Raw genomic sequence first — 20,755 nt, forward strand, 5'->3', positions numbered from 1 at the left:
ATTATATTTTAACAAATAATATGTAATATGTAAAGAAAAAATATACATTATGCTAAATAATTATTTACAAAATTCGACAACAGTATTGACTTTGATAAAAAATTATGCTAAATTTAATATATATTAAATTAAAAAAGAGGGAGTGCAATTTTATAAAAAAATTTATTGCAGTTATTTTATCATCTACGATAATTTTTACTTCTGGGGCAAATGTTTTTGCCAATACTGACCTAAAAATTGAACAAGCTATAAAGATTAAAGAAAATAAGGTAAATTTAGTTAGAGAAAAAGGTAATATTTCTGTATCAGATAATGTACCAAATATTTTAGTAAATGGTAAAAAGTTAGAGGTTAATAAAGGTGAAGTGGTATATGAAAATAATAATTATATACCAGTTAGAGAATTAGCAGATGCTTTAAGCTTAAAATTAGATTATATAGCTGAAAGTAAAATAGTAGTTTTAGATAATGGTAAAATACAATTACCAATTGACAATAATAAAGCTAGTGTAAATGGAAACATTGTTGATATTGATAAAGATAATAAAAAAGTTTGTCCACTAATTATTGATGGTAAAGCTTATATACCAGTAAATTTTGTTAAAAATCTTGGATATAACGTAGAATATAACAAAAAAGATTTAAAACAATTAGAAGGATTTACTAAGTTAGATAAAGCTCAGGCTATAGAAGCATACAAACAAATAAATGAAGCTAACCAAAATATTAAAAATGCTACTATTGATTTAAATAGCAATATGGACTTTACTATATCTGATAATACTAATACTTTAGCTATGAAAGCAAATATATCTGGAACAACAAATATGGATATTAATAAAGAAAAACCTGGTTTGTATTCAGAACAAAAAATAACATTAGAGCTTATGGGAGAAAAAGAAACTATCGAACAAAAAAGTTTCTTTAAAGATAATAAATTATATGTAAAAGTAAATGAAAGTGGACAAGAGCAAAAATATAAAATGGATTTAAACATTGAAGAAGCTATACAAATGTCTAATAATATGAATGTTAATAATCTTTTAAATGAAGAATTTATATTAGATGGTAGTTTTAAAAATTTAGAAAATGGTAATAAACAATATATGTTTAATGTAGATTTAAACAAAGCCTTTGATTTTATTAAAGAATTTTCAAAAGAGTTTGGTTTAGATGAAACAGATTTAGAAGCTTTAAAAGCTATTAAAATAGAAAATACAGATATTATCTTTACTGTAGATAGTAAAAATCAACCATTAGATTGTAAATTAAATTTAAATATGGATTATTCAGATGTTTCTTCTGAACTTGTTAAAGCGAAAATTAGTTCAGAAACTTATGTAAAATATAAAGATATTGGAAATACAATTGTTAAAGAATTTAATGAAGATTTAACTAAATATGAAGATTTTGATAAAATATTAAATGAAGCAGAACAAACAATTTTTAATGCTAAATAGTTAGATAAAATAATAAAAAGTTATCTATTTTATAGATAGCTTTTTATTTTATTATAAAATTTATATATTATATAAAGATAAATAGATTTATTTTATAAAAAAATTAGACTAAATAAAAGATATTAGTCTAATTTTAATATTTATATTTTATTATAAATTAAGCCATAGATAAAGCTATTTCCATCATTTTTGTAAATGATTTTTCACGCTTTTCAGCAGATATTTCTTCCCCAGTCATTATATGGTCGCTAACTGTTAAGATACAAAGAGCATTAGCACCAAGTCTTGCAGCATTCATATATAAAGCTGCAGCTTCCATTTCTGTTGCTAATACACCCATTTTTGCCCATAAATTATGAACATCTTTAAAATCTGAATAAAAAACATCTGTAGATAAAATGTTACCAATATGAACTGGAATATTTTTACTATCTGCTATGTTTTTAGCTTTTTCTAAAAGAGTATAGCTACAACAAGGAGCATATGTACCTGGTAATTGATATTGACTTGCAAAATTTGAATCTGTTGAAGCAGCCATACCAAATACTATATCATATACAGATAAATCTTTGCTAAGTGCTCCACAAGAGCCTATTCTTATAAGATTTTTTACGCCAAATGTATTAATAAGCTCATAAGAATATATACCTATACTTGGCATACCCATACCAGTACCCATAACAGAGATTTTTTTACCATTATATGTACCAGTAAATCCTAAAGCACCTCTAATAGCATTAAATTGTACAGGATTTTCTAAAAAGTTTTCAGCTATAAATTTTGCTCTTAAAGGGTCACCAGGCAATAATATAGTTTCTGCTATTTCATTAGTTTGGTTTATATGTGGTGTATTTTGCATATAATCATCTCCTTAAATGTATATTTTTATTAAATTATATAATAAAAAATATTATTTTTCAATCTAAATATTAAAAAATAAAAATTTATGTATAATACTTAAAAGGTTTGATTAGATTAAAAATAAAAGTTATTAAATGTACATTATACAAATTTTGGCATAAAATAAAAATATATATAAAAAAATAAAAATATTTGATATAACTATCGACATATTTATTAATTTTATGTATAATTATTATAACAATTAAAAAAGAAAATTGGGTGATGTTAAATGCAGGAAATGACAGATAAAGAGTTTTTACTTATTAGTAATTATATAAAAGATAATTATGGTATTAATATGGATGGGGATAAAAAATCTCTAGTTTATTCTCGATTAAAAAGTATTTTAGACAAAAATGGACTAAAAAACTTTACAGAATACTATGAGTATTTAACAAAAGATAAAACAGGCAATGCAGCTATAACTTTTATAGATAAAATGACTACAAATCATACTTTTTTTATGAGAGAAATTGACCATTTTGACTTTTTAAAACAAAAAGTTTTGCCATACATAGAGTCTAATGAGAAAAATAAAGACGTTAGAATATGGTGTGCTGGTTGTTCGTCTGGAGAAGAGTCTTATACATTAGAGATGATATTAACAGATTATTTTAAAAATAAAGGAAACTGGGATACAGAGCTTTTAGCAACAGATATATCTTCTCAGGTGTTAAAAAAGGCAATAAAAGGGGTTTACACTAAGGACCAAATAAAACCGCTTAGTGAAGAATGGAAAAAAAATTATTTTTATGATATAAATGATAAACAAGTTAGTGTTGTAGATAGTATAAAAAGTAAAATAACTTATAGAAAATTTAATCTAATGGAACCTAAATTTCCATTTAAAAAGAAATTTCAAGTTATATTTTGTAGAAATGTAATGATATATTTTGATGATGAAACAAGAACTAAACTTATTAAAAAATTTTATGACGCATCGGAAAAAGGTGCATATCTTTTTATAGGGCATTCTGAAACACTAAATAATATAAAAACAGATTATGAATATATTATGCCTGCAGTGTATAGAAAAAAATAATAACATAGTTTGATTTTTTTAAAAATTTTGGTATAATTATAAAAGAAATATTATATTTAATATTTTTATTAATTTGATGTTTTATTAAAAGCATATTATGATTAACATAAATTATTTTAAGTTATTAAAGATAGAAGGGATTGATTAAGGTGGCAGATTTTTCTAGAGAATCTATGCTAGATATGTTTATATTTGAGATGAACCAACTTTTAGACCAGTTGGAGCAATTAATAATAGAGTGTGAAGATGGCTATTCTATGGATAATATTAATGAAATATTTAGAATAATGCATACAGTTAAAGGCTCGGCAGCTATGATGATGTATGACAATGTATCTAAAACAGCACACGCTATTGAAGACTTATTTTTCTTTTTAAGAGAAGAAAATCCATCAGATGTAGACTATTCTAACCTTACAGACTTAGTGCTTGAAGGTATGGATTTTATAAAAAATGAACTTGCTAAAATAGCAGATGGTGGTGAGGCAGATACAGACCCAAGTGAAGTCATAAAAAGAATAAAAGCTTTCTTATGTGTTTTAAAAGGTGAAGATGCACCACAAGAATTAGTAGAAAAAGGGGATAATACTAAACAAGAAACTGTTGTAGAGAGCAAAGAAGAAAATAAAACAGAAGCTTTAAATTTTGAAAATAAATTTGAATGTCATCTTTATTTTGAAGATGAAAGTGGTATGGAAAACATAAGGTCTTTTAATGTTATAAATAATTTAAAAGATTTTGGAGAAATAGTTAATACTATACCTAAAGATGTTACAGATGAAAAATCTGAAGAAATTATTAAAAAAGAAGGCTTTAAGTTTGTTATTGCAACAGATTTACCATATGAACAAATACACGAAACTATAAATTCTACTATATATTTAAAGAATTTTGAGCTTAAGCCTTATGTACTTAAAAAATATAAAGCTACAATATATTTTGATGATGGTTGTGAAATGGAAAATATTCGTTCATATACTATCGTACACAATTTACAAGCTATTGCAGAAAATATCACTCACGAGCCAAGTGATGTTATATCAGAAGATTCTATAGAAATAATTAGAGATAAAGGATTTAAAATTACATTTTGCATAAATAAAGAATATGAAGAAGTGCACGAAATGCTTAGCCAAACAGTGTTTTTAAAAACTTTATATCTTGAAGAAATGGAAATGGAAGAAGAACCTAAACAAGAAGATAAACAAGAAGTACAAGAACAACCTAAAGAAAAAGCACAAGAACAACCTAAAGAAGAGCCTAAAAAACAACCTAAAAAGGCAAAAGATGGTGACAAGGGCAAAGAAGCTAATAAAAAACAAGGTTCATCTCAAATGATAAGTGTTAGCATCGGTAAATTAGACCAACTTTTAAACCTTATGGGTGAGCTTGTTATATCTGAAGCTATGACAACACAAAATCCAGACCTTGATGGATTAGAGCTTGAAAACTTTAATAAATCTGCTAGACAACTTAGAAAAATTATAAAAGATGTTCAAGATAGTGTTATGAGTATGCGTATGGTAACATTAGATGCAACATTCTTTAAAATGCAAAGAATAGTTAGAGATATGTGTAAAGCACTTGGTAAAAATATTGAGCTTATCATTGAAGGTAGAGACACAGAAGTAGATAAAAATATTATTGAACATATAGCAGACCCTCTTATGCACATAATAAGAAACTCTGTTGACCACGGTGTAGAATTACCAGAAGATAGAATAAAAGCAGGTAAAGATGAAAAAGGTGTAATAAAATTAGAAGCTAGAAACTCTGGTGGCGAAATATTAATAAGTGTTAAAGATGATGGAGCTGGTATAAACAAAGAAAAAGTTATGGCAAAAGCTAAATCTGCCGGAATACTTAAAAAACCAGAAGAAGAATATACAGATAGAGAAATATATCAACTTATCTTCCACGCAGGCTTATCAACAAAAGAAGCCGTTACAAGCTATTCTGGACGTGGAGTTGGTATGGACGTTGTTACTGCTAATATAGAAGCTGTTGGAGGTAGTATTATTGTAGAAAGTGAACAAGGATACGGTACTACTACTATACTTAAAATACCTTTAACTCTTGCTATTATTGAAGGTATGCTTATTAGTATGGGTGGTGCTAAATATACTATACCAATTGCAGCTATACAAGAAACATTTAAAACTAAAAAAGAAAATATTTTCTTAGACCCAGATGGTAATGAAATGATAACTCTTAGAGATGATGTTTTCAACTTAGTTAGATTATATGACTTTTTTAATGCGCCAACAGATATTAAAGATATTGAAGAAGGTGTGGTTATTAGGCTTGAAATGGAAGGTAGAACAGTATGTTTATTTGTTGACGAGCTTATAGGAGAGCAACAAGTTGTTGTAAAAAGTATACCTAAGTATATTAAAAAAGTAAAAGGAATAAGTGGCTGTACTCTTCTTGGAAATGGTGATATTTCTTTAATAGTAGATGTTGCAGGATTTTATGATAACTAATATAGGGGGATAGAAAAATGGAAAATGAATTATATCAGAATGAATCACAAAATGATACTACTAAAAATAAATATTTAACATTCATTATAGAAGATGAAATTTTTGGTATTGATATAAGTCACGTTATAGAAATAATACCAGTACCAGCTATAACTTGGATGCCAGAAAATCCAGAAGCTATAAAAGGTATAATTAATCTTAGAGGGTCTATTATACCAGTTATAGATGTAAGAATAAGATTTAATAAAGAAGAAAGACCGTATGATGAGTTTACTTGTATAATAATTATAGAATATGAAGATAATCAAATAGGTATTATTGTAGATACAGTAAATGAAGTATTATATATACCTAGAAACTTTATATCTTCACCACCTAATGCAAAGTTAAAATATCAAAATAAATTTATAAAAGCAATTGGCAAAATGAACGATGAAGTACAACTTTTATTAGACCTTGATAAATTTTTATATTGTTAAAAAGGGAGCTCTGATGAAGCAAATATTAACTTTATCAGAGCTTAAATAATAAAATAAATATATAATTATTTAATGAGGTGATATTTTGCGACAACCGAAGATTGTTTTATTTTCAGAATCTATACAATTTTTAAATGTTACAAAAAAAAGTTTAGAATTATATAAGTTAAATATTAAAGAATGTATAAACAGTTTATCTCAAGTTAAAAAATATACTAATTCTAAAAATGAAATTTTTATTGTACAAATACCACATCAAAACAAAGAACGCTCATACGATATAATAAATTTTTTTTATGAAATTAAGGTTAATTGGATTTGTGTTGGGCAAGATAGTAATATAAACTTTTTTGCTATGACAAAAGGAGCTATGGCTAATATTATTTTGAAGCAAAAACCCACAAGTACAGAATATAAAGTATTTATAAAATCTTTAATAACAAAAATAAATCAGTCAGTAGAGATAGCAAATATAATAAACTCGAAGATAAAAAAAGTTGAATCAAATAAAAGTTTTAATAAAATAATAGCTATTGGTGCATCAACTGGTGGAACAGAGGCAGTCCAATCTATACTAACAACTTTAAATCAAGATATACCGCCTGTATTAATTGTCATACATATGCCACCAGGATTTACAAAAATGTATTCTAGTAGGCTAAATGAAATTTGCAAAATGAAAGTTAAAGAAGCAGAAGATGGTGACATATTAAGATATGGTGTGGCATATATAGCTCCTGGAGGACATCATATGAGAGTTATAAAACGTAACAAAAATATGTATATATCTTGTAAAAAAGAAGAAAAAGTAAATGGGCATATGCCTTCTGTTGATGTTTTATTTGAAAGTGTTGCAGAATATGCCCCTAATGTTGTAGCTACCATATTAACTGGTATGGGCAATGACGGAGCTTTAGGAATATTAAATATAAGAAATAAAGGTGGATTTACAATCGGTCAAGACAAAGAAAGTTGTGTTGTTTATGGTATGCCTAAGGCAGCAAATGACATAGGAGGAGTTTTATTACAAGCTTCTTTAGAAAATATACCTAAATTAATAATGGAAAATATTTAAAATAATTAAAATTTATGTTGTATATATATGCAAAAAGCATTATAATATATTTTATATCGTATTATAAAATGACATATAGCGACATAAATATGTTTTTACACAAGGAGGATTAAAATGGATTTTTTAGAAAATATCAAAAAAATTGCTAAAAATAATAAAAAGACAATTGTTTTGCCAGAGTCTTTAGAGATAAGAACATTAGAGGCAACACAAAGTATTATTAAAGAAGATATTGCTAATATTATATTAGTAGGTAATAAAGATGAAATATTAGCTAAAGCCGGAGATTTAGATATATCAGGGGCAACTATTATAGACCCAAATAACTATGAAAAAATAGACGTATTAATAGATAAGTTTGTAGAACTTAGAAAATCTAAAGGTATTGACGAAGCTAAAGCTAAAGAAATACTTTTAAATGACCCTTTATATTTTGGTGTATTATTAGTAAAATGTGATTTAGCAGATGGTATGGTTGCTGGTGCTATTAATTCTACTGCAAATGTTTTAAGACCATCATTACAGATAATAAAAACTGCAGAAGGTGTTAAAACTGTATCAGCATTTTTCTTAATGATAGTACCAAATTGTGAATATGGCGAAAACGGTGTATTTGTATTTGGTGACTGTGGATTATGCCAAAACCCTACAAGCGAAGAATTAAGTGCAATAGCTAAAAGCTCAGCACAATCTTTTAAAAACTTTACTGGTAAAGAACCAAGAGTTGCGTTATTATCACATTCTACAAAAGGTAGCGCAAGCCACCCAGACGTAGATAAAGTATTAAAAGCTTTAGAAATTGCTAAAAGAGAACATCCAGACCTTATCATAGATGGAGAATTCCAATTAGACTCTGCTATTGTGCCAGAAATTGCAAAAACTAAAGCACCAGATAGTGAAGTAGCAGGAACAGCTAATGTTCTTATATTCCCAGATTTAGATGCAGGTAATATAGGATATAAATTAGTTCAAAGATTTGCAAAAGCAGATGCTTATGGTCCTATGACTCAAGGTCTTGCAAAACCAGTAAACGACTTATCTAGAGGGTGTAGCGATAAAGATATAGTTGGGGTTGTTGCACTTACAGCTGTTCAAGCACAACAACAAAAATAATAATTAATATTTTGGAGGTATAAAAATGAAAGTTTTAGTATTAAATTGTGGGAGTTCATCTTTAAAATATCAATTAATTGATATGACGACAGAAACTCCTTTAGCATCTGGTTTATGTGAAAGAATAGGAATTGATGGTAGACTTAAACATAAAGGTAAAGAAGTATATGAAGTAGAAAAAGAGATGAAAAACCACGAAGATGCAATCAAAATGGTTATAGATGCTTTATTAGATGAAAAACACGGTGTTATATCAGATATTAAAGAAATAAATGCAGTAGGTCATCGTGTTGTTCACGGTGGTGAACACTTTGCAAAATCTGTTATTATAACAGATGAAGTTATTAAAGCTATTGAAGATTGTATAGATTTAGCACCTCTTCATAATCCAGCTAATCTTATGGGTATTAGAGCTTGTGAAAGTTTAATACCTGGTGTTTCTCAAGTAGCAGTTTTTGATACAGCATTCCATCAAACTATGCCAGAAAAAGCATATCTTTATGGTATACCTTATGAATTATATGAAAAATATAAAATCCGTAGATATGGCTTCCACGGTACAAGCCACAAATATGTATCTGAAAGAGCAGCAAGTGTTTTAGGCAAAGATATAAAAGACCTTAAAATAATTACTTGCCATTTAGGTAATGGTGGTAGTGTTGCAGCTATAAATGGTGGTAAATGTATGGACACTAGTATGGGCTTTACACCTTTAGAAGGTCTTGTTATGGGTACTAGATGTGGAGATATAGACCCAGCTGTTGTATCTTTTATTATGGAAAAAGAAGGTTTAAACAACAAACAAGTAGATGAGCTTATGAATAAAAAATCTGGTGTACTTGGTTTATCTGGAGTTTCTAGTGACTTTAGAGACATAGAAGGTGCAGCAGAGCAAGGAAATAAAAGAGCACAAATAGCTTTAGATACATTCCACTATAAAGTAGCAAAATATATTGGTGAATATACATCTACTTTAAATGGTGTAGATGCAATAGTATTTACAGCTGGTCTTGGTGAAAATAGTAAAGATAGTAGAAAAGAAATTTGTAGCTATTTATCTTGGCTTGGTATAGAGCTTGATGAAGAACAAAATTCTAAAAGAGGTCAAGAGTTAGTAATATCTGTACCTAATTCTAAAATTAAAGTGTTAGTTATTCCTACAAATGAAGAGCTTGTTATAGCTAGAGATACAAAAGAACTTCTTGACAAATAATAAATAAACATTTATAATATAGGTTGTGTTTTATTGATAAATGGTTATTTTTAACCATCTTTATTGTTCGTTATGGAACAGGAGTGTTTTTATGAATATTAATGTTGATAGTCTTAATAATGGGTTTAGCAAAGAGGTTGAATTTGATGGTAATATTACCTTACCTAAGTCTTTAGTCTATCACCAAGAGGCATATGTACAAGGCAAAGGTACTATTACTAATTCATATGGTAAATATACATTTGAAGGTAGTATTGTAGCTAAAGTAACATTTAATTGTAATTCTTGTCTTAAAGAATTTCATAAAAAAATAGAGTTTGATATGGTAGAAATTTTTTGTAAAGATACAAAAGATGATGAAATTTGGCAGTTTTCTAGCAAGGATAACATCATAAGCCTAGAAGAACCTATCAAAGTAAATCTTTTGCTCAATTTACCTATGAAAGCTTTATGTTCCGAGAACTGTAAAGGCTTATGTCATATATGTGGACATAACCTTAATGATAGCGACTGTGGTTGCGATAGGGATTATATTGACCCTAGGTTTGAAAAATTTTTACATCTTTTTAAAAATAAGGAGGTATAATTATGTCTATTTGTCCTAAAGGGAAAATGTCTAAATCTAAAAGAGATAAAAGAAGAGCTCAAAGCTGGAAAATTTCTACTCCAACATTAGTAAAATGTGGAAAATGTGGAGATTTAATGTTACGTCACAGAGTATGTAAATCTTGTGGTTCTTACAATAAAAGAACTATAATTGAAGCTTAATATTTTAAGGCTAAAGACTTTATTGTCTTTAGCCTTTTTAGTAAATATAATTAAGATCTAGTTTTATTTTTATATATATTTAATTAAAAGATAAGTATTTTTATTAAAATTAATATTATATTGTGAATTTGTTTTATAGTGTATTTAAAAATTTACTATATTATAATTAAAGGAGTAATTTATGGGTACAAGTTTTAATGATGAAGATTATTACAATGTAGGTAATATGTATTTTGATAGAGAAGAATATGAAGAAGCTATAGATAATTATACAAAAGCTATAAAATTAAATCCTAATAATTATTTAACATATCATATGATAGGAAGTGCATATTATGAATTAGAAGAGTATGAAGAAAGTTTAAAGTATTATAAAAAAGCAATAAGTTTAAATTTCGAGAGCTATTCAACCCATTATATGATAGGTAATATTTATCAAATGTTAGAAAAATATGACGAAAGTATAGAATATTTAACAAAATCTATCCAGATTGAGCCTAATGATGAAGAAAGTTATTATTATAGAGCCAAAAGTTATTTTTTTAACAGTGAATATGAAAAGTCTATTGAAGATTTAAAAACATATTTAAGCAAACAAGAACGTCCAGATGTATATTACTTATTAGGAGTTACATATTTTAATATAGATAAATATGAAGAAGCTATAAAAAGTTTAACATCTGCTATTAATATGTATGACAAAAGTAAAACTTTTTATCATTTGAGGGCAATTTGTTATGAAAATTTAGATGATTATGAAAATGCTAGAAAAGATTATTTAAAGGTAATAGAGTTAGACCGAGAAAATGAAGAAAACTGTTATCCAAAAATAAAAATGTATTTAAAAATACAAGAACAAAAAGATGATATTAAAAAATATACAGAAATTTTAAATAAAAATCCTAATGACGTAGAATCTTATATAAAAAGAGCAGATATTTACAATGAAAGAAACGAGTTTGAAAAAGCTATACAAGACTATGAAAAAGCTATAGATTTAAATCCTAATAATGGACAAGTTTATTATAGCATAGGGTATGTCTATTATAAAAAAGGAGAGTATTCTAAGGTTTTAGAATATTATGAAAAAGCCAAAAAACTAAATTTAGATGAATATGTTTATTTTAAAAGTGGTAATTTTTATCTAAATCAAGGAAAATATGAAGAAGCAATTGAAAGTTGTACTAAAGCAATAGAATTAAACCCTAATAATGCAGAATTTTATTTTGTGAGGGGAAATTGTTATTATGCACTAGATGGGTTTGAGGAAAAAGCCATAGAAGATTACACAAAATTTATGGATATGAAGGACGACTATAACGCATATATTAATAGGTCCGTTATGTATAAAAGGTTAGGAGAATATGAAAAAGCCATAGAAGACCTTACAAAAGTAATAGAAATGATACCAAGTGATAAAGAAATTTATTATTATAAAAGAGGGATTGTTTATACTGAAATAGAGAAATATGATAAGGCAATAGAAGATTTTACTAAAGCAATAGAGCTAAGTCCTAATAATGCAGAATTTTATAAAGCTAGAGGAGGGGTTTATGAAATTTTGGGTGATGAAGAAAATGCTAAAAGTGACTATGATAAAATATAACAGTATATTATTAATAGGAGGTCTTTATGTCTTTATTTAAAAAATTATTTAACTTTAAAAGAAATAATAATAAAAGCAACTATAATGAAAAAAATATCTCTGATGTTATATATTGGCAAAATGCAACATATGCTATTTTAACAACGATAAACCATCAAGATGTAAGAGTAATAAGTGGTTATGAAAAAAATGATAAAAATAAAAAAATAGTAAAAGATCTTATTGAAAAATGGTGGGGTATATATAACCGTAAAGATTTATTAGAAATGATAGAAAAATTAAAAAATGGCTTACATAATAATGATTTTTTAGAAACTATTGAACAGTTGGGCATTAAAGAGTGTAAATCAAAAGATGAATTTATTTTAAAAATATTACCACAATATAAAGAAGAAAGTCATAATTTATTTTTAATAATGTATGATATTTGGCAAAAAAATAAAAAATATGGTGATGAGCCTATTATTGCTTGGGATTTTTCTAGAGCAATATATTTATGTCACGAGGGATATGTAGTAGATTATCTTTCTTATGAAGAGGCTTTAAGTATGGCATTAGAACTTTGTAAAAAGTTACAAGCTAAATTTAATAATTGGGATGAGCTAATTTTTAACTATTTAGATGGCTATCAATATTGGAGCCAAGAGCTTATGTGTAACCCATTATCAGATGCTAGCCAACGTATAAAAATATATCTAGACCTAAAAAGTCAACCAGATAGTATTTACAATATAGATTGGAACTTAGAGCTTAAAAGAGAGTGGTAAATAGTTTTATGTAGGTTATATTTAAAACTTAGTCTTATTAGAAAAATATATTATAGTATAATAAAAACTTAATACTTGATATTTTATATTTAAAAATGTATAATTTATATTGATAGTTAATAAAGTACAAGGATATTGGGTGATAATATGAAAGATTATATAATAGCTATAGATGCAATGGGAGGAGATAATGCTCCTCAAGATATAATAAAAGGTAGCATAGATGCTATTAATGATAATAAAGATATAAAACTTATATTAGTAGGTAAAGAAGATATTATTAATAGTGAGCTTTCTAAATATCAATATAACAAAGAACAAATAATGATACAAAATGCAACACAAGTGATACAAACAACAGAAAGCCCTACATCTGCTATTAGAGAAAAGAAAGATTCTTCAATTGTTGTGGGCTTAAAGCTTTTAAAAGAAGGAAAAGCTAGTGCTTTTGTATCTGCTGGTAGCACTGGAGCTTTACTTACAGGTGCAACAGTTATTATAAAACGTATAAAAGGTATTGAAAGGCCAGCTTTAGCTACTCTTATACCAAATGCTAATAATGGTTATACTTTTTTAATAGATGCAGGAGCTAATATGGATTGTAAACCTAGTTATCTTCCTAATTTTGCTAAGATGGGTAAAATATATATGGAAAATATAATGAATATATCTAATCCTAAAGTTGCTATTGTAAATGTTGGAGAAGAAAAAGAAAAAGGTGATACATTTACAAAAGAAGCATATGAGCTTTTAGAACAAACTAAAAATATAAATTTTATTGGCAATATAGAGGGAAGAGAAATACCAGAAGGTGATGCGGACGTAGTTGTATGTGATGGATTTGTTGGCAATGTTATATTAAAATTATCTGAAGGTATTGTTAAAACATTTTCAAAAATAGTAAAAAAAGAAATAACATCTAATATTTTATATTCTATTGGAGGGGCTTTATCTAAAGGAGCTTTTAAAAATGTTAAGAAAAAGTTTGATTATGCAGAGGTTGGGGGAGCACCATTTTTAGGTCTTAAATCCCTTGTTGTTAAAGCACATGGTAGCTCTAACGCAAAGGCAATTAAAAGTGCTATTAACCAATGCTATAAGTTTATACAATCAGATATTGTTCAAAAAATAGAAAAAGCTATTGAAGACGATAATAATTAAAAAAATTTTTTTAAAAAAACACTTGTAAAATTTAATTTTATTTAGTATATTTATATGTGTTAAAAAATATAAGGAGGTAAATGCAATATGGTATTTGAAAAAGTTAGAGAAATCATTGCAGAACAAATGAGTATATCTGAAGATGAAATCACTTTAGAAACTACTTTTGCTGATGATTTAGGTGCGGATTCTTTAGACTTATTCCAAATTATATCAGATTTAGAAGATAGCTTTGGTATTGAGTTTCAAAACGAAGATGCAGAAAAAATCAAAACAGTTGGAGATGCAGTGAATTATATAGAAGCTGCAAAATAATTTTATTATTTTAATGGTGAGCTATACCTTAAATTTTTATGGTTTAGGCTCACTTTAATTATGTAATAATAAAAGAATAAATTTTTGTTAAATATAAATAATAATAATATATTTTATAGGTTTATTAATGAAAGTTTATAGTGTATTTATTTTTAAGAAAGATTTATTACAGGAGGAGAAATGGATTTAAAGATAGGGTATGATTTTAAAGATAAAAATTTATTAAAAACAGCATTAACACATACATCATTTAGCCACGAAAAAAAATACAAAATAGAAAACAACGAAAGATTAGAATTTTTAGGAGATGCTGTTTTAGAGGTAGTTATAAGCAAACATATTTTTACAAGATTTAGCGAATTATCTGAAGGAGAGCTTACTAAACTTAGAGCAAGTATAGTATGTGAAGGGTCTTTAGCTAAAAAAGCTAGAGATATAAATATAGGACAAAATATTATGATTGGTAAAGGCGAAGAGCTCACAGGTGGTAGAGAACGAGATTCTATATTAGCAGATGCTTTTGAAGCTATTATAGGTGCTATATATATAGATTCAGATGATATATTAGAAGCGCAAAAATTTATTTTAACACAAATGGAAGATATAATAACAGAAAAAAGAAAAACATTTGAAATGAACGATTGTAAAACATATTTACAAGAAATTATACAAAAAAATAGTACGGAGCCTATAAAATATGAGATAATAAACGAAGAAGGACCAGCTCATAATAAAATTTTTACTGTTAAAGTAACACATAACAATAAACAACTTGGAATAGGACAAGGCAAAAGTAAAAAGGACGCAGAGCAAGAAGCGGCTTTTAAAGCAATAAAATTATTAGAAGGATAATACCAATTAAAATAGTATATATACTTGTTATATATGCTATTTTTTGCTATAATAGTTTAGAGGTGAAATATATGTTAGTTTTTTCTATTGAAAATGATGAAGTAAAAATTTTTATGCAAAAACTTTTAAAAGAAGATAGTTTTGATAAACTAGAAGTTAGAAATATATCTTTAGAAACTATTGTAAAATATGATATTTTAGGAAATATAAATAAAGATTATTTAAAAGAAGATGAAGAAAGATATTTTGTTAAATGGAAAGAGCTAAAACCATATATTGTAAGTCTTATAAAGGGCAATATTAAGCCGAAATTCTTTAAAATAGTATTTTCTTTAGACGATAATAGTGTAAATGGACTTTGTGAGAATGCTAATGCTATGTTTTTGAATATTATATATCAAAATAACACAATAACTGGTACAACAGGCACTAGTCAAAAGATATTTTCTTTAGATAAAAAAGAAGATAAAATATGGGAGGATATTATTTTAAAGTTTTTCAAAAAAAATGGTATAAATATAACAATTGAGAATTAAAATAAAGTATATAAGTCAAGATAATATTCTTGTCTGAGGCTGTAGATTTTATCTACAGCCTTAGGTTGTAGACAAAGTCTACAACCTTTCAAAAAAATAATCTTGTTATTTTTTTGAAATACTGTATGAAAAAAAGCTGATTTATTCGCATAAGGGCTAAAGCTCCTATAAATCTAGCTTTTTACACAATACGAGGCAAAGCCCCATATTGTGATTAGAAATTTTATGCCTTGCATAAATTTTTTATGCAAAGCATAAAAATAAAAAAATTACACATAAAATATTTTGTCTATAACCTTTTAAAAAGATAAAATTGATAATAAAGGAGGAGAATTATGGAAAGAGGATATTTACAAGTTTATACAGGAAATGGAAAAGGTAAAACAACTTGTATGTTAGGCTTAACTTTAAGAGCATCTGGAGCAGGCAAAAAAATATATATAGGTCAATTTATGAAAGATGATGAATATAGCGAAATAAAAGCAATAAGAGAATTTTTACCTAATGTTACTGTTGAACAATATGGAACAGGAAAAGGATTTGCAAAAAAAGGTAACTTAAAAGAATATGATATAACTTGTGGAAATAATGGATATGACAGAGCAATAGAAGTTTTAAAACAAAATGAATATGATATTTATATATTTGATGAAATAAATGTAGCTGTATATATGGAAATTTTAACAGAAAAACAAATATTAGACTTAATAGATATAAAACCTACCAATGCTGAGCTTATATTAACAGGTAGATATGCTTTAGATAGTGTAAAAGAAAAAGCAGATTTAGTTACAGAAATGAAAGAAATAAAGCATTATTATAAACAAGGTGTTATGGCTCGTGTTGGAATAGAAAAATAAGTAAGCTTTATGTCAGATTATAGATTTATATTTGATTTAGATTCTACTATAACAAAACAAGAAATTTTACCTATAATAGCTAATGAAATAGGGATATATGAACAAATCCAAATTTTAACAGAAAAAGCTATGAAAGGTGAAGAAAATTTTGAAGAAAATTTTATAAATAGAATTAATATGTTAAAAAGTGTCCCTATACCCATTATTAATAAAATAGTAGAAAATATTAAATTAAATGAATATATAGAAAAATTTATTTTAGAAAATAAAGAAAAATGTTTTATTGTAACAAGTAACTTAGATATAATAATAAAGCCTATTTTAAAAAGACTTAATATGGAAAAAAACTATTTTTCTAGTAAAGCAATAGTTAAAAATGATAAAATATATAAAATAACTAACATTATTAATAAAAAAAATGTAGTTGAAAATTTTAATTTTAAATTTGTAGCTATTGGTGATGGAGATAATGATATAGAAATGTTAAAAATAGCAAATGTTGGTATAGCATTTGGAGGATGTAGAAGTTTAAGTGATAAAATAATAGCTAGTGCAGATTATGTTTTTTATGATGATAAAGAAGTATATAATTTTTTAAATAGCTTATTATAAGAGGTGGATATGGTTGTTAACTATGCTATAATACTTGGGTTTGTAATAGATTGTATTTTGGGTGACCCACAAAATCCTTTTCACCCTATAAGGTTTTTAGGATATTTAAATAATATAGGTATAAAAATATATGATAAATTAAATATAAATAAACCTAAAATACAATTTTTATATGGTATGATTATGAATATATTTATAGTTTCTTTTGTATTTTTATTGTTTAAATTTTTAGTTGAAACTTTTTATAATATAAATTTTTATTTAGGATTTATATTTGAAGCTATAATGTGTTATTTTATAATTGCCCCAAAATGTCTTTATACAGAAAGTATGAAAATATATAGAGAATTAAAAAACGACAACATACAAAATGCAAGATTATATTTATCTTACATAGTTGGGAGAGATACAGAAAATTTATCTGAAGAAAAGATAGTTAAGGCAACTATAGAAACTATATCTGAAAATTTATCTGATGGCGTAATAGCACCTTTAATATTTTTAGCTTTAGGTGGAGTCCCTTTAGGTATGTTATATAAAGCTATTAATACTTTAGATTCTATGATAGGCTATAAAAATGAAAAATTTATATATTTTGGAAGATTTTCTGCAAAGTTAGATGATGTTGTAAACTTTATACCAGCTAGAATATCTGCTATATTAATGATAATAGCAAGTTTTATAGCTAGGTTAGATTTTAAAAATGCAATAAAAATTTATATAAGAGATAGATATAACCATTTAAGCCCAAATTCTGCGCATACAGAGGCAGTATGTGCTGGAGCTTTAGGTATACAGCTAGGTGGGACAAGCACATACAAAGGTAAGGTTGTAGAAAAAAAGACAATAGGTGATAGCATTAAAGAAGCAAATATGTATGATATAGTTTTAGCAAATAAACTTATGTATATTTCAACAATAATTTGTATTTTGGGGTTAATAATAATATTTTTAATATGGTGATAATATGTATAAATATGAACACGGTGGAAATGAAATTTTTAAAAATAAAGATATAATAGATTTTTCAGCAAATATAAATCCTTTGGGATTAAAAGAAAATAGCTTAGATATATTAAAAAATGCTTTAGATAAAAGTATTTTTTATCCAGATAATTTTTCTACAAGACTAAGAATAGCTATTGAGCAATATGAAAATGTAAAAAAAGATTATATTTTTTGTAGTAATGGTGCATCAGATATAATTTTTAGAATAGTATCATATTTAAAGCCTAAAAAAGCTTTAATATTAGCTCCAACCTTTTCCGATTACGAAAGAGCATTAAAAACAGTTGATTGTGAAATATATAAGCATATTTTATTAGAAAAAGATGAATTTAATTTAAAAGACAATATAATAGATATTGTAAAAAAAGAAAATTTTGACATAATATTTTTATGTAACCCTAATAATCCAACAGGACAATTAATAAAAAATAACATTATAGAAGAAATTTTAAAATCTACTAAAGGTTATGTTTTTATAGACGAATGTTTTATGGATTTTATAGAAAAAAATGATGAATATTCAAGTAAAAAATTTATAGAAACTTATAAAAATTTAATTATTTTAAAGGCTTTTACGAAAATATTTGCACTAGCAGGATTTAGGTTAGGATATTGTCTTACATCTAATCTAAAAACAATAGATAACTTATATTTTTATGGGGCAGACTGGCCTGTTTCTATATTTGCACAAGAAATGGGTATATATTGTATTAAAGATTGTGGTATTTATTTACAAAAAAGTTTAGCATATATACAAAAAGAAAAAGAAAAAATAATAAATAGTCTTATAAAAATAGGGGTTAAGATAATAGGAAGTAATGCAAATTATATATTTTTTAAGGCATATAAAGGTTTTGATAAAATATTATATGAAGAATATAATATTTGTATAAGAAATTGTAATAATTATACTAATCTTACAGATGAATATTTTAGAATAGGAATATATAAAGAAGAACAAAATAAAAAATTAATAAGTGCAATAGAAAAAATAGGAAAGGTGATAAAATGATAAAAGAGCAATTAAAAGGCAAAAAGTTCGTAGCATCTTATAGTGGTGGTAAAGATAGTATGTTATCTATATATAGAGCTATAAAAGCAGGGCTTAAACCAGTATGTTTGATAATAACATATAATAAAGATAAAAATGTATCTTGGTTTCACGGAGTGCCTAAAGGTGTGTTAGATAGTGTTTCTAATTCTTTAGATATACCAGTATGGCTTATAGAAACAACAGGAGAAGAATATGCTAAAAATTTTGAAACAGCACTTACAAGAGCAAAACAAGAAGGTGCAGAGGTTTGTATATTTGGAGATATAGATTTACAAGGACATTTTGACTGGTGTTCTGAAAGATGTGAAAATGTAGGGCTTGAAGCTTGTTTTCCACTTTGGTTAGAAGATAGAAAAAAATTAGTATATGAATTTTTAGAAAGTGGGTTTACATCAACTTTTACTGTTATAAATACTAAACTATTAGATGATAGATTTTTAGGTATGACTATGACAAAAGAGGTATGTGAAGAAATAGAAAAAGAAGGTGCAGATGTATGTGGCGAAAATGGAGAATATCATACTTTTGCATCTGATGGTCCTATATTTAAAGAAAAAGTAAAATTTAAACTAGGAGATAAAATAGAAGATAAAGGATATTCTATTTTACCTATTTTAGAAGAAGATTAAATATAAAACATTTTAAGGAGCAATAATTATGAATATACCAAAAGAACCATATATGTTATTAAGCTTTATAAATACAAAATTAAGAGATGATTTTGATAGCTTAGATAGTTTTTGTGAAAGCTATAACGTAGACAAACAAGAAATAGAAGAAAAACTTTTTAACATAGGTTATAAATATATAGCTAATGAAAATCAGTTTAAGGCTTAGGTGTAAAAATGATTAATTTTATAAAAGGAAATATAGAAATATTAAGAGAAGGCTTAATAATAATAGAAAATAATGGAATAGGCTATAAAATAAATGTTTCTGAAAAATTATATAGTTATCTATATAAAAATAGAGAAAATATAAAATTATATATATTTATGAATGTAAAAGAGGGAGATATTTCTCTTTTTGGATTTTTAACCTTAGAAGAGTTAGAAATTTTTGAAAAACTTATAACAGTATCTGGAGTAGGGCCAAAAGGAGCAATAGCTCTTTTAAGCATAATGAGCCCACAAGAAATAGTATCAGCTATTATAACATCAGATATAAAAGCTTTATCTAGTGGACAAGGTATAGGAAAAAAAATAGCACAGAGAATAGCTTTAGAGCTTAAAGATAAAGTTGATATATTAGAGGCTATAAACATAGAACCACAAGTAGTAAGTGATATAGAAGAAAATGATACTACAAAAGAAACATTAGAGGCTTTATCGGCACTTGGATTTACAAAACAAGAAATATTAAAGGCAATAAATAATGTAGAAGATAAAAACATATCTGTAGATAAAATGATAAGTTTATGTCTTAAAATATTATCTAAGTAGGAGGGA

General features: G+C 26.0%; 23 protein-coding genes. 22 read left to right on the plus strand and 1 reads right to left on the minus strand.

All coding sequences use genetic code 11. From position 1 onward, the window contains the following. Window positions 1-104: 104 nt before the first annotated feature. Complete coding sequence (locus tag NBW53_RS00990) at window positions 105-1,460, plus strand: copper amine oxidase N-terminal domain-containing protein (protein ID WP_250278265.1); 1,356 nt, start codon at window positions 105-107, stop codon at window positions 1,458-1,460. 157 nt (window positions 1,461-1,617) lie between these two features. Here NBW53_RS00990 and deoD read toward each other — a convergent pair whose 3' ends face one another. Next, window positions 1,618-2,319, minus strand: a complete 702-nt coding sequence (gene deoD / locus NBW53_RS00995) for a purine-nucleoside phosphorylase (RefSeq protein ID WP_250278266.1) — start codon at window positions 2,317-2,319, stop codon at window positions 1,618-1,620. Between the two features lie 273 nt (window positions 2,320-2,592). Here deoD and NBW53_RS01000 point away from each other — a divergent pair, with 273 nt between their 5' ends. The 21 genes from NBW53_RS01000 to ruvA all read left to right on the plus strand — a co-directional run bounded on the left by NBW53_RS01000 (window position 2,593) and on the right by ruvA (window position 20,749). Further along, window positions 2,593-3,405, plus strand: a complete 813-nt coding sequence (locus tag NBW53_RS01000) for a CheR family methyltransferase (RefSeq protein ID WP_250278267.1) — start codon at window positions 2,593-2,595, stop codon at window positions 3,403-3,405. A 149-nt stretch (window positions 3,406-3,554) separates the two neighbouring features. Then, complete coding sequence (locus NBW53_RS01005; protein ID WP_250278268.1) at window positions 3,555-5,888, plus strand: chemotaxis protein CheW; 2,334 nt, start codon at window positions 3,555-3,557, stop codon at window positions 5,886-5,888. A gap of 17 nt (window positions 5,889-5,905) precedes the next feature. Continuing rightward, window positions 5,906-6,367, plus strand: a complete 462-nt coding sequence (locus tag NBW53_RS01010) for a chemotaxis protein CheW (RefSeq protein WP_250278269.1) — start codon at window positions 5,906-5,908, stop codon at window positions 6,365-6,367. Between the two features lie 85 nt (window positions 6,368-6,452). Continuing rightward, window positions 6,453-7,442 carry a CheB methylesterase domain-containing protein gene (locus tag NBW53_RS01015; RefSeq protein WP_250278270.1) on the plus strand — a complete coding sequence of 330 codons (990 nt, stop codon included), beginning with the start codon at window positions 6,453-6,455 and terminating at the stop codon, window positions 7,440-7,442. Window positions 7,443-7,556: 114 nt separating this feature from the next. Continuing rightward, the gene (gene pta, locus NBW53_RS01020; protein WP_250278271.1) at window positions 7,557-8,555 is read left to right on the plus strand and encodes a phosphate acetyltransferase; all 999 of its coding nucleotides are present in this window, start codon (window positions 7,557-7,559) and stop codon (window positions 8,553-8,555) included. Window positions 8,556-8,580: 25 nt separating this feature from the next. Beyond that, the gene (locus tag NBW53_RS01025) at window positions 8,581-9,768 is read left to right on the plus strand and encodes an acetate/propionate family kinase (protein ID WP_250278272.1); all 1,188 of its coding nucleotides are present in this window, start codon (window positions 8,581-8,583) and stop codon (window positions 9,766-9,768) included. Between the two features lie 91 nt (window positions 9,769-9,859). Then, complete coding sequence (locus NBW53_RS01030; protein WP_250278273.1) at window positions 9,860-10,354, plus strand: YceD family protein; 495 nt, start codon at window positions 9,860-9,862, stop codon at window positions 10,352-10,354. A gap of 2 nt (window positions 10,355-10,356) precedes the next feature. Then, window positions 10,357-10,536, plus strand: a complete 180-nt coding sequence (gene rpmF, locus NBW53_RS01035; RefSeq protein WP_250278274.1) for a 50S ribosomal protein L32 — start codon at window positions 10,357-10,359, stop codon at window positions 10,534-10,536. Between the two features lie 181 nt (window positions 10,537-10,717). Further along, window positions 10,718-12,142 (plus strand): tetratricopeptide repeat protein, encoded by a 1,425-nt coding sequence (locus tag NBW53_RS01040; protein ID WP_250278275.1) that lies wholly within the window; start codon window positions 10,718-10,720, stop codon window positions 12,140-12,142. A 26-nt stretch (window positions 12,143-12,168) separates the two neighbouring features. After that, window positions 12,169-12,909 (plus strand): DUF1266 domain-containing protein, encoded by a 741-nt coding sequence (locus NBW53_RS01045; RefSeq protein ID WP_250278276.1) that lies wholly within the window; start codon window positions 12,169-12,171, stop codon window positions 12,907-12,909. Between the two features lie 147 nt (window positions 12,910-13,056). Then, window positions 13,057-14,070, plus strand: coding sequence for a phosphate acyltransferase PlsX (gene plsX, locus NBW53_RS01050; protein WP_250278277.1), 1,014 nt, complete (start codon window positions 13,057-13,059; stop codon window positions 14,068-14,070). Between the two features lie 87 nt (window positions 14,071-14,157). Next, window positions 14,158-14,385, plus strand: coding sequence for an acyl carrier protein (gene acpP, locus NBW53_RS01055; RefSeq protein ID WP_250278278.1), 228 nt, complete (start codon window positions 14,158-14,160; stop codon window positions 14,383-14,385). A 180-nt stretch (window positions 14,386-14,565) separates the two neighbouring features. Next, the gene (rnc, locus tag NBW53_RS01060; protein ID WP_250278279.1) at window positions 14,566-15,237 is read left to right on the plus strand and encodes a ribonuclease III; all 672 of its coding nucleotides are present in this window, start codon (window positions 14,566-14,568) and stop codon (window positions 15,235-15,237) included. Window positions 15,238-15,308: 71 nt separating this feature from the next. Further along, window positions 15,309-15,773, plus strand: coding sequence for a DUF5721 family protein (locus NBW53_RS01065; RefSeq protein ID WP_250278280.1), 465 nt, complete (start codon window positions 15,309-15,311; stop codon window positions 15,771-15,773). A gap of 335 nt (window positions 15,774-16,108) precedes the next feature. Then, complete coding sequence (locus tag NBW53_RS01070; RefSeq protein WP_250278281.1) at window positions 16,109-16,633, plus strand: cob(I)yrinic acid a,c-diamide adenosyltransferase; 525 nt, start codon at window positions 16,109-16,111, stop codon at window positions 16,631-16,633. A 9-nt stretch (window positions 16,634-16,642) separates the two neighbouring features. After that, complete coding sequence (locus NBW53_RS01075) at window positions 16,643-17,245, plus strand: HAD-IB family phosphatase (protein ID WP_250278282.1); 603 nt, start codon at window positions 16,643-16,645, stop codon at window positions 17,243-17,245. A gap of 9 nt (window positions 17,246-17,254) precedes the next feature. Continuing rightward, window positions 17,255-18,208 (plus strand): adenosylcobinamide-phosphate synthase CbiB, encoded by a 954-nt coding sequence (gene cbiB, locus NBW53_RS01080; RefSeq protein ID WP_250278283.1) that lies wholly within the window; start codon window positions 17,255-17,257, stop codon window positions 18,206-18,208. A gap of 4 nt (window positions 18,209-18,212) precedes the next feature. Beyond that, window positions 18,213-19,265 carry a pyridoxal phosphate-dependent aminotransferase gene (locus NBW53_RS01085; RefSeq protein WP_250278284.1) on the plus strand — a complete coding sequence of 351 codons (1,053 nt, stop codon included), beginning with the start codon at window positions 18,213-18,215 and terminating at the stop codon, window positions 19,263-19,265. Then, window positions 19,262-19,936 carry a Dph6-related ATP pyrophosphatase gene (locus NBW53_RS01090; RefSeq protein WP_250278285.1) on the plus strand — a complete coding sequence of 225 codons (675 nt, stop codon included), beginning with the start codon at window positions 19,262-19,264 and terminating at the stop codon, window positions 19,934-19,936. Before NBW53_RS01085 ends, NBW53_RS01090 begins: the two co-directional genes overlap by 4 nt. Before the next feature lie 28 nt (window positions 19,937-19,964). Then, complete coding sequence (locus NBW53_RS01095) at window positions 19,965-20,144, plus strand: DUF4250 domain-containing protein (RefSeq protein WP_250278286.1); 180 nt, start codon at window positions 19,965-19,967, stop codon at window positions 20,142-20,144. Window positions 20,145-20,152: 8 nt separating this feature from the next. Continuing rightward, a complete protein-coding gene (gene ruvA / locus NBW53_RS01100) occupies window positions 20,153-20,749 on the plus strand; it encodes a Holliday junction branch migration protein RuvA (protein WP_250278287.1) in 597 nt (198 codons plus the stop codon). Window positions 20,750-20,755 lie beyond the last annotated feature (6 nt).

The organism is [Clostridium] colinum, from assembly GCF_940677205.1.
GTDB classification, from domain to species: Bacteria; Bacillota; Clostridia; order Lachnospirales; family CAG-274; genus Tyzzerella; species Tyzzerella colina.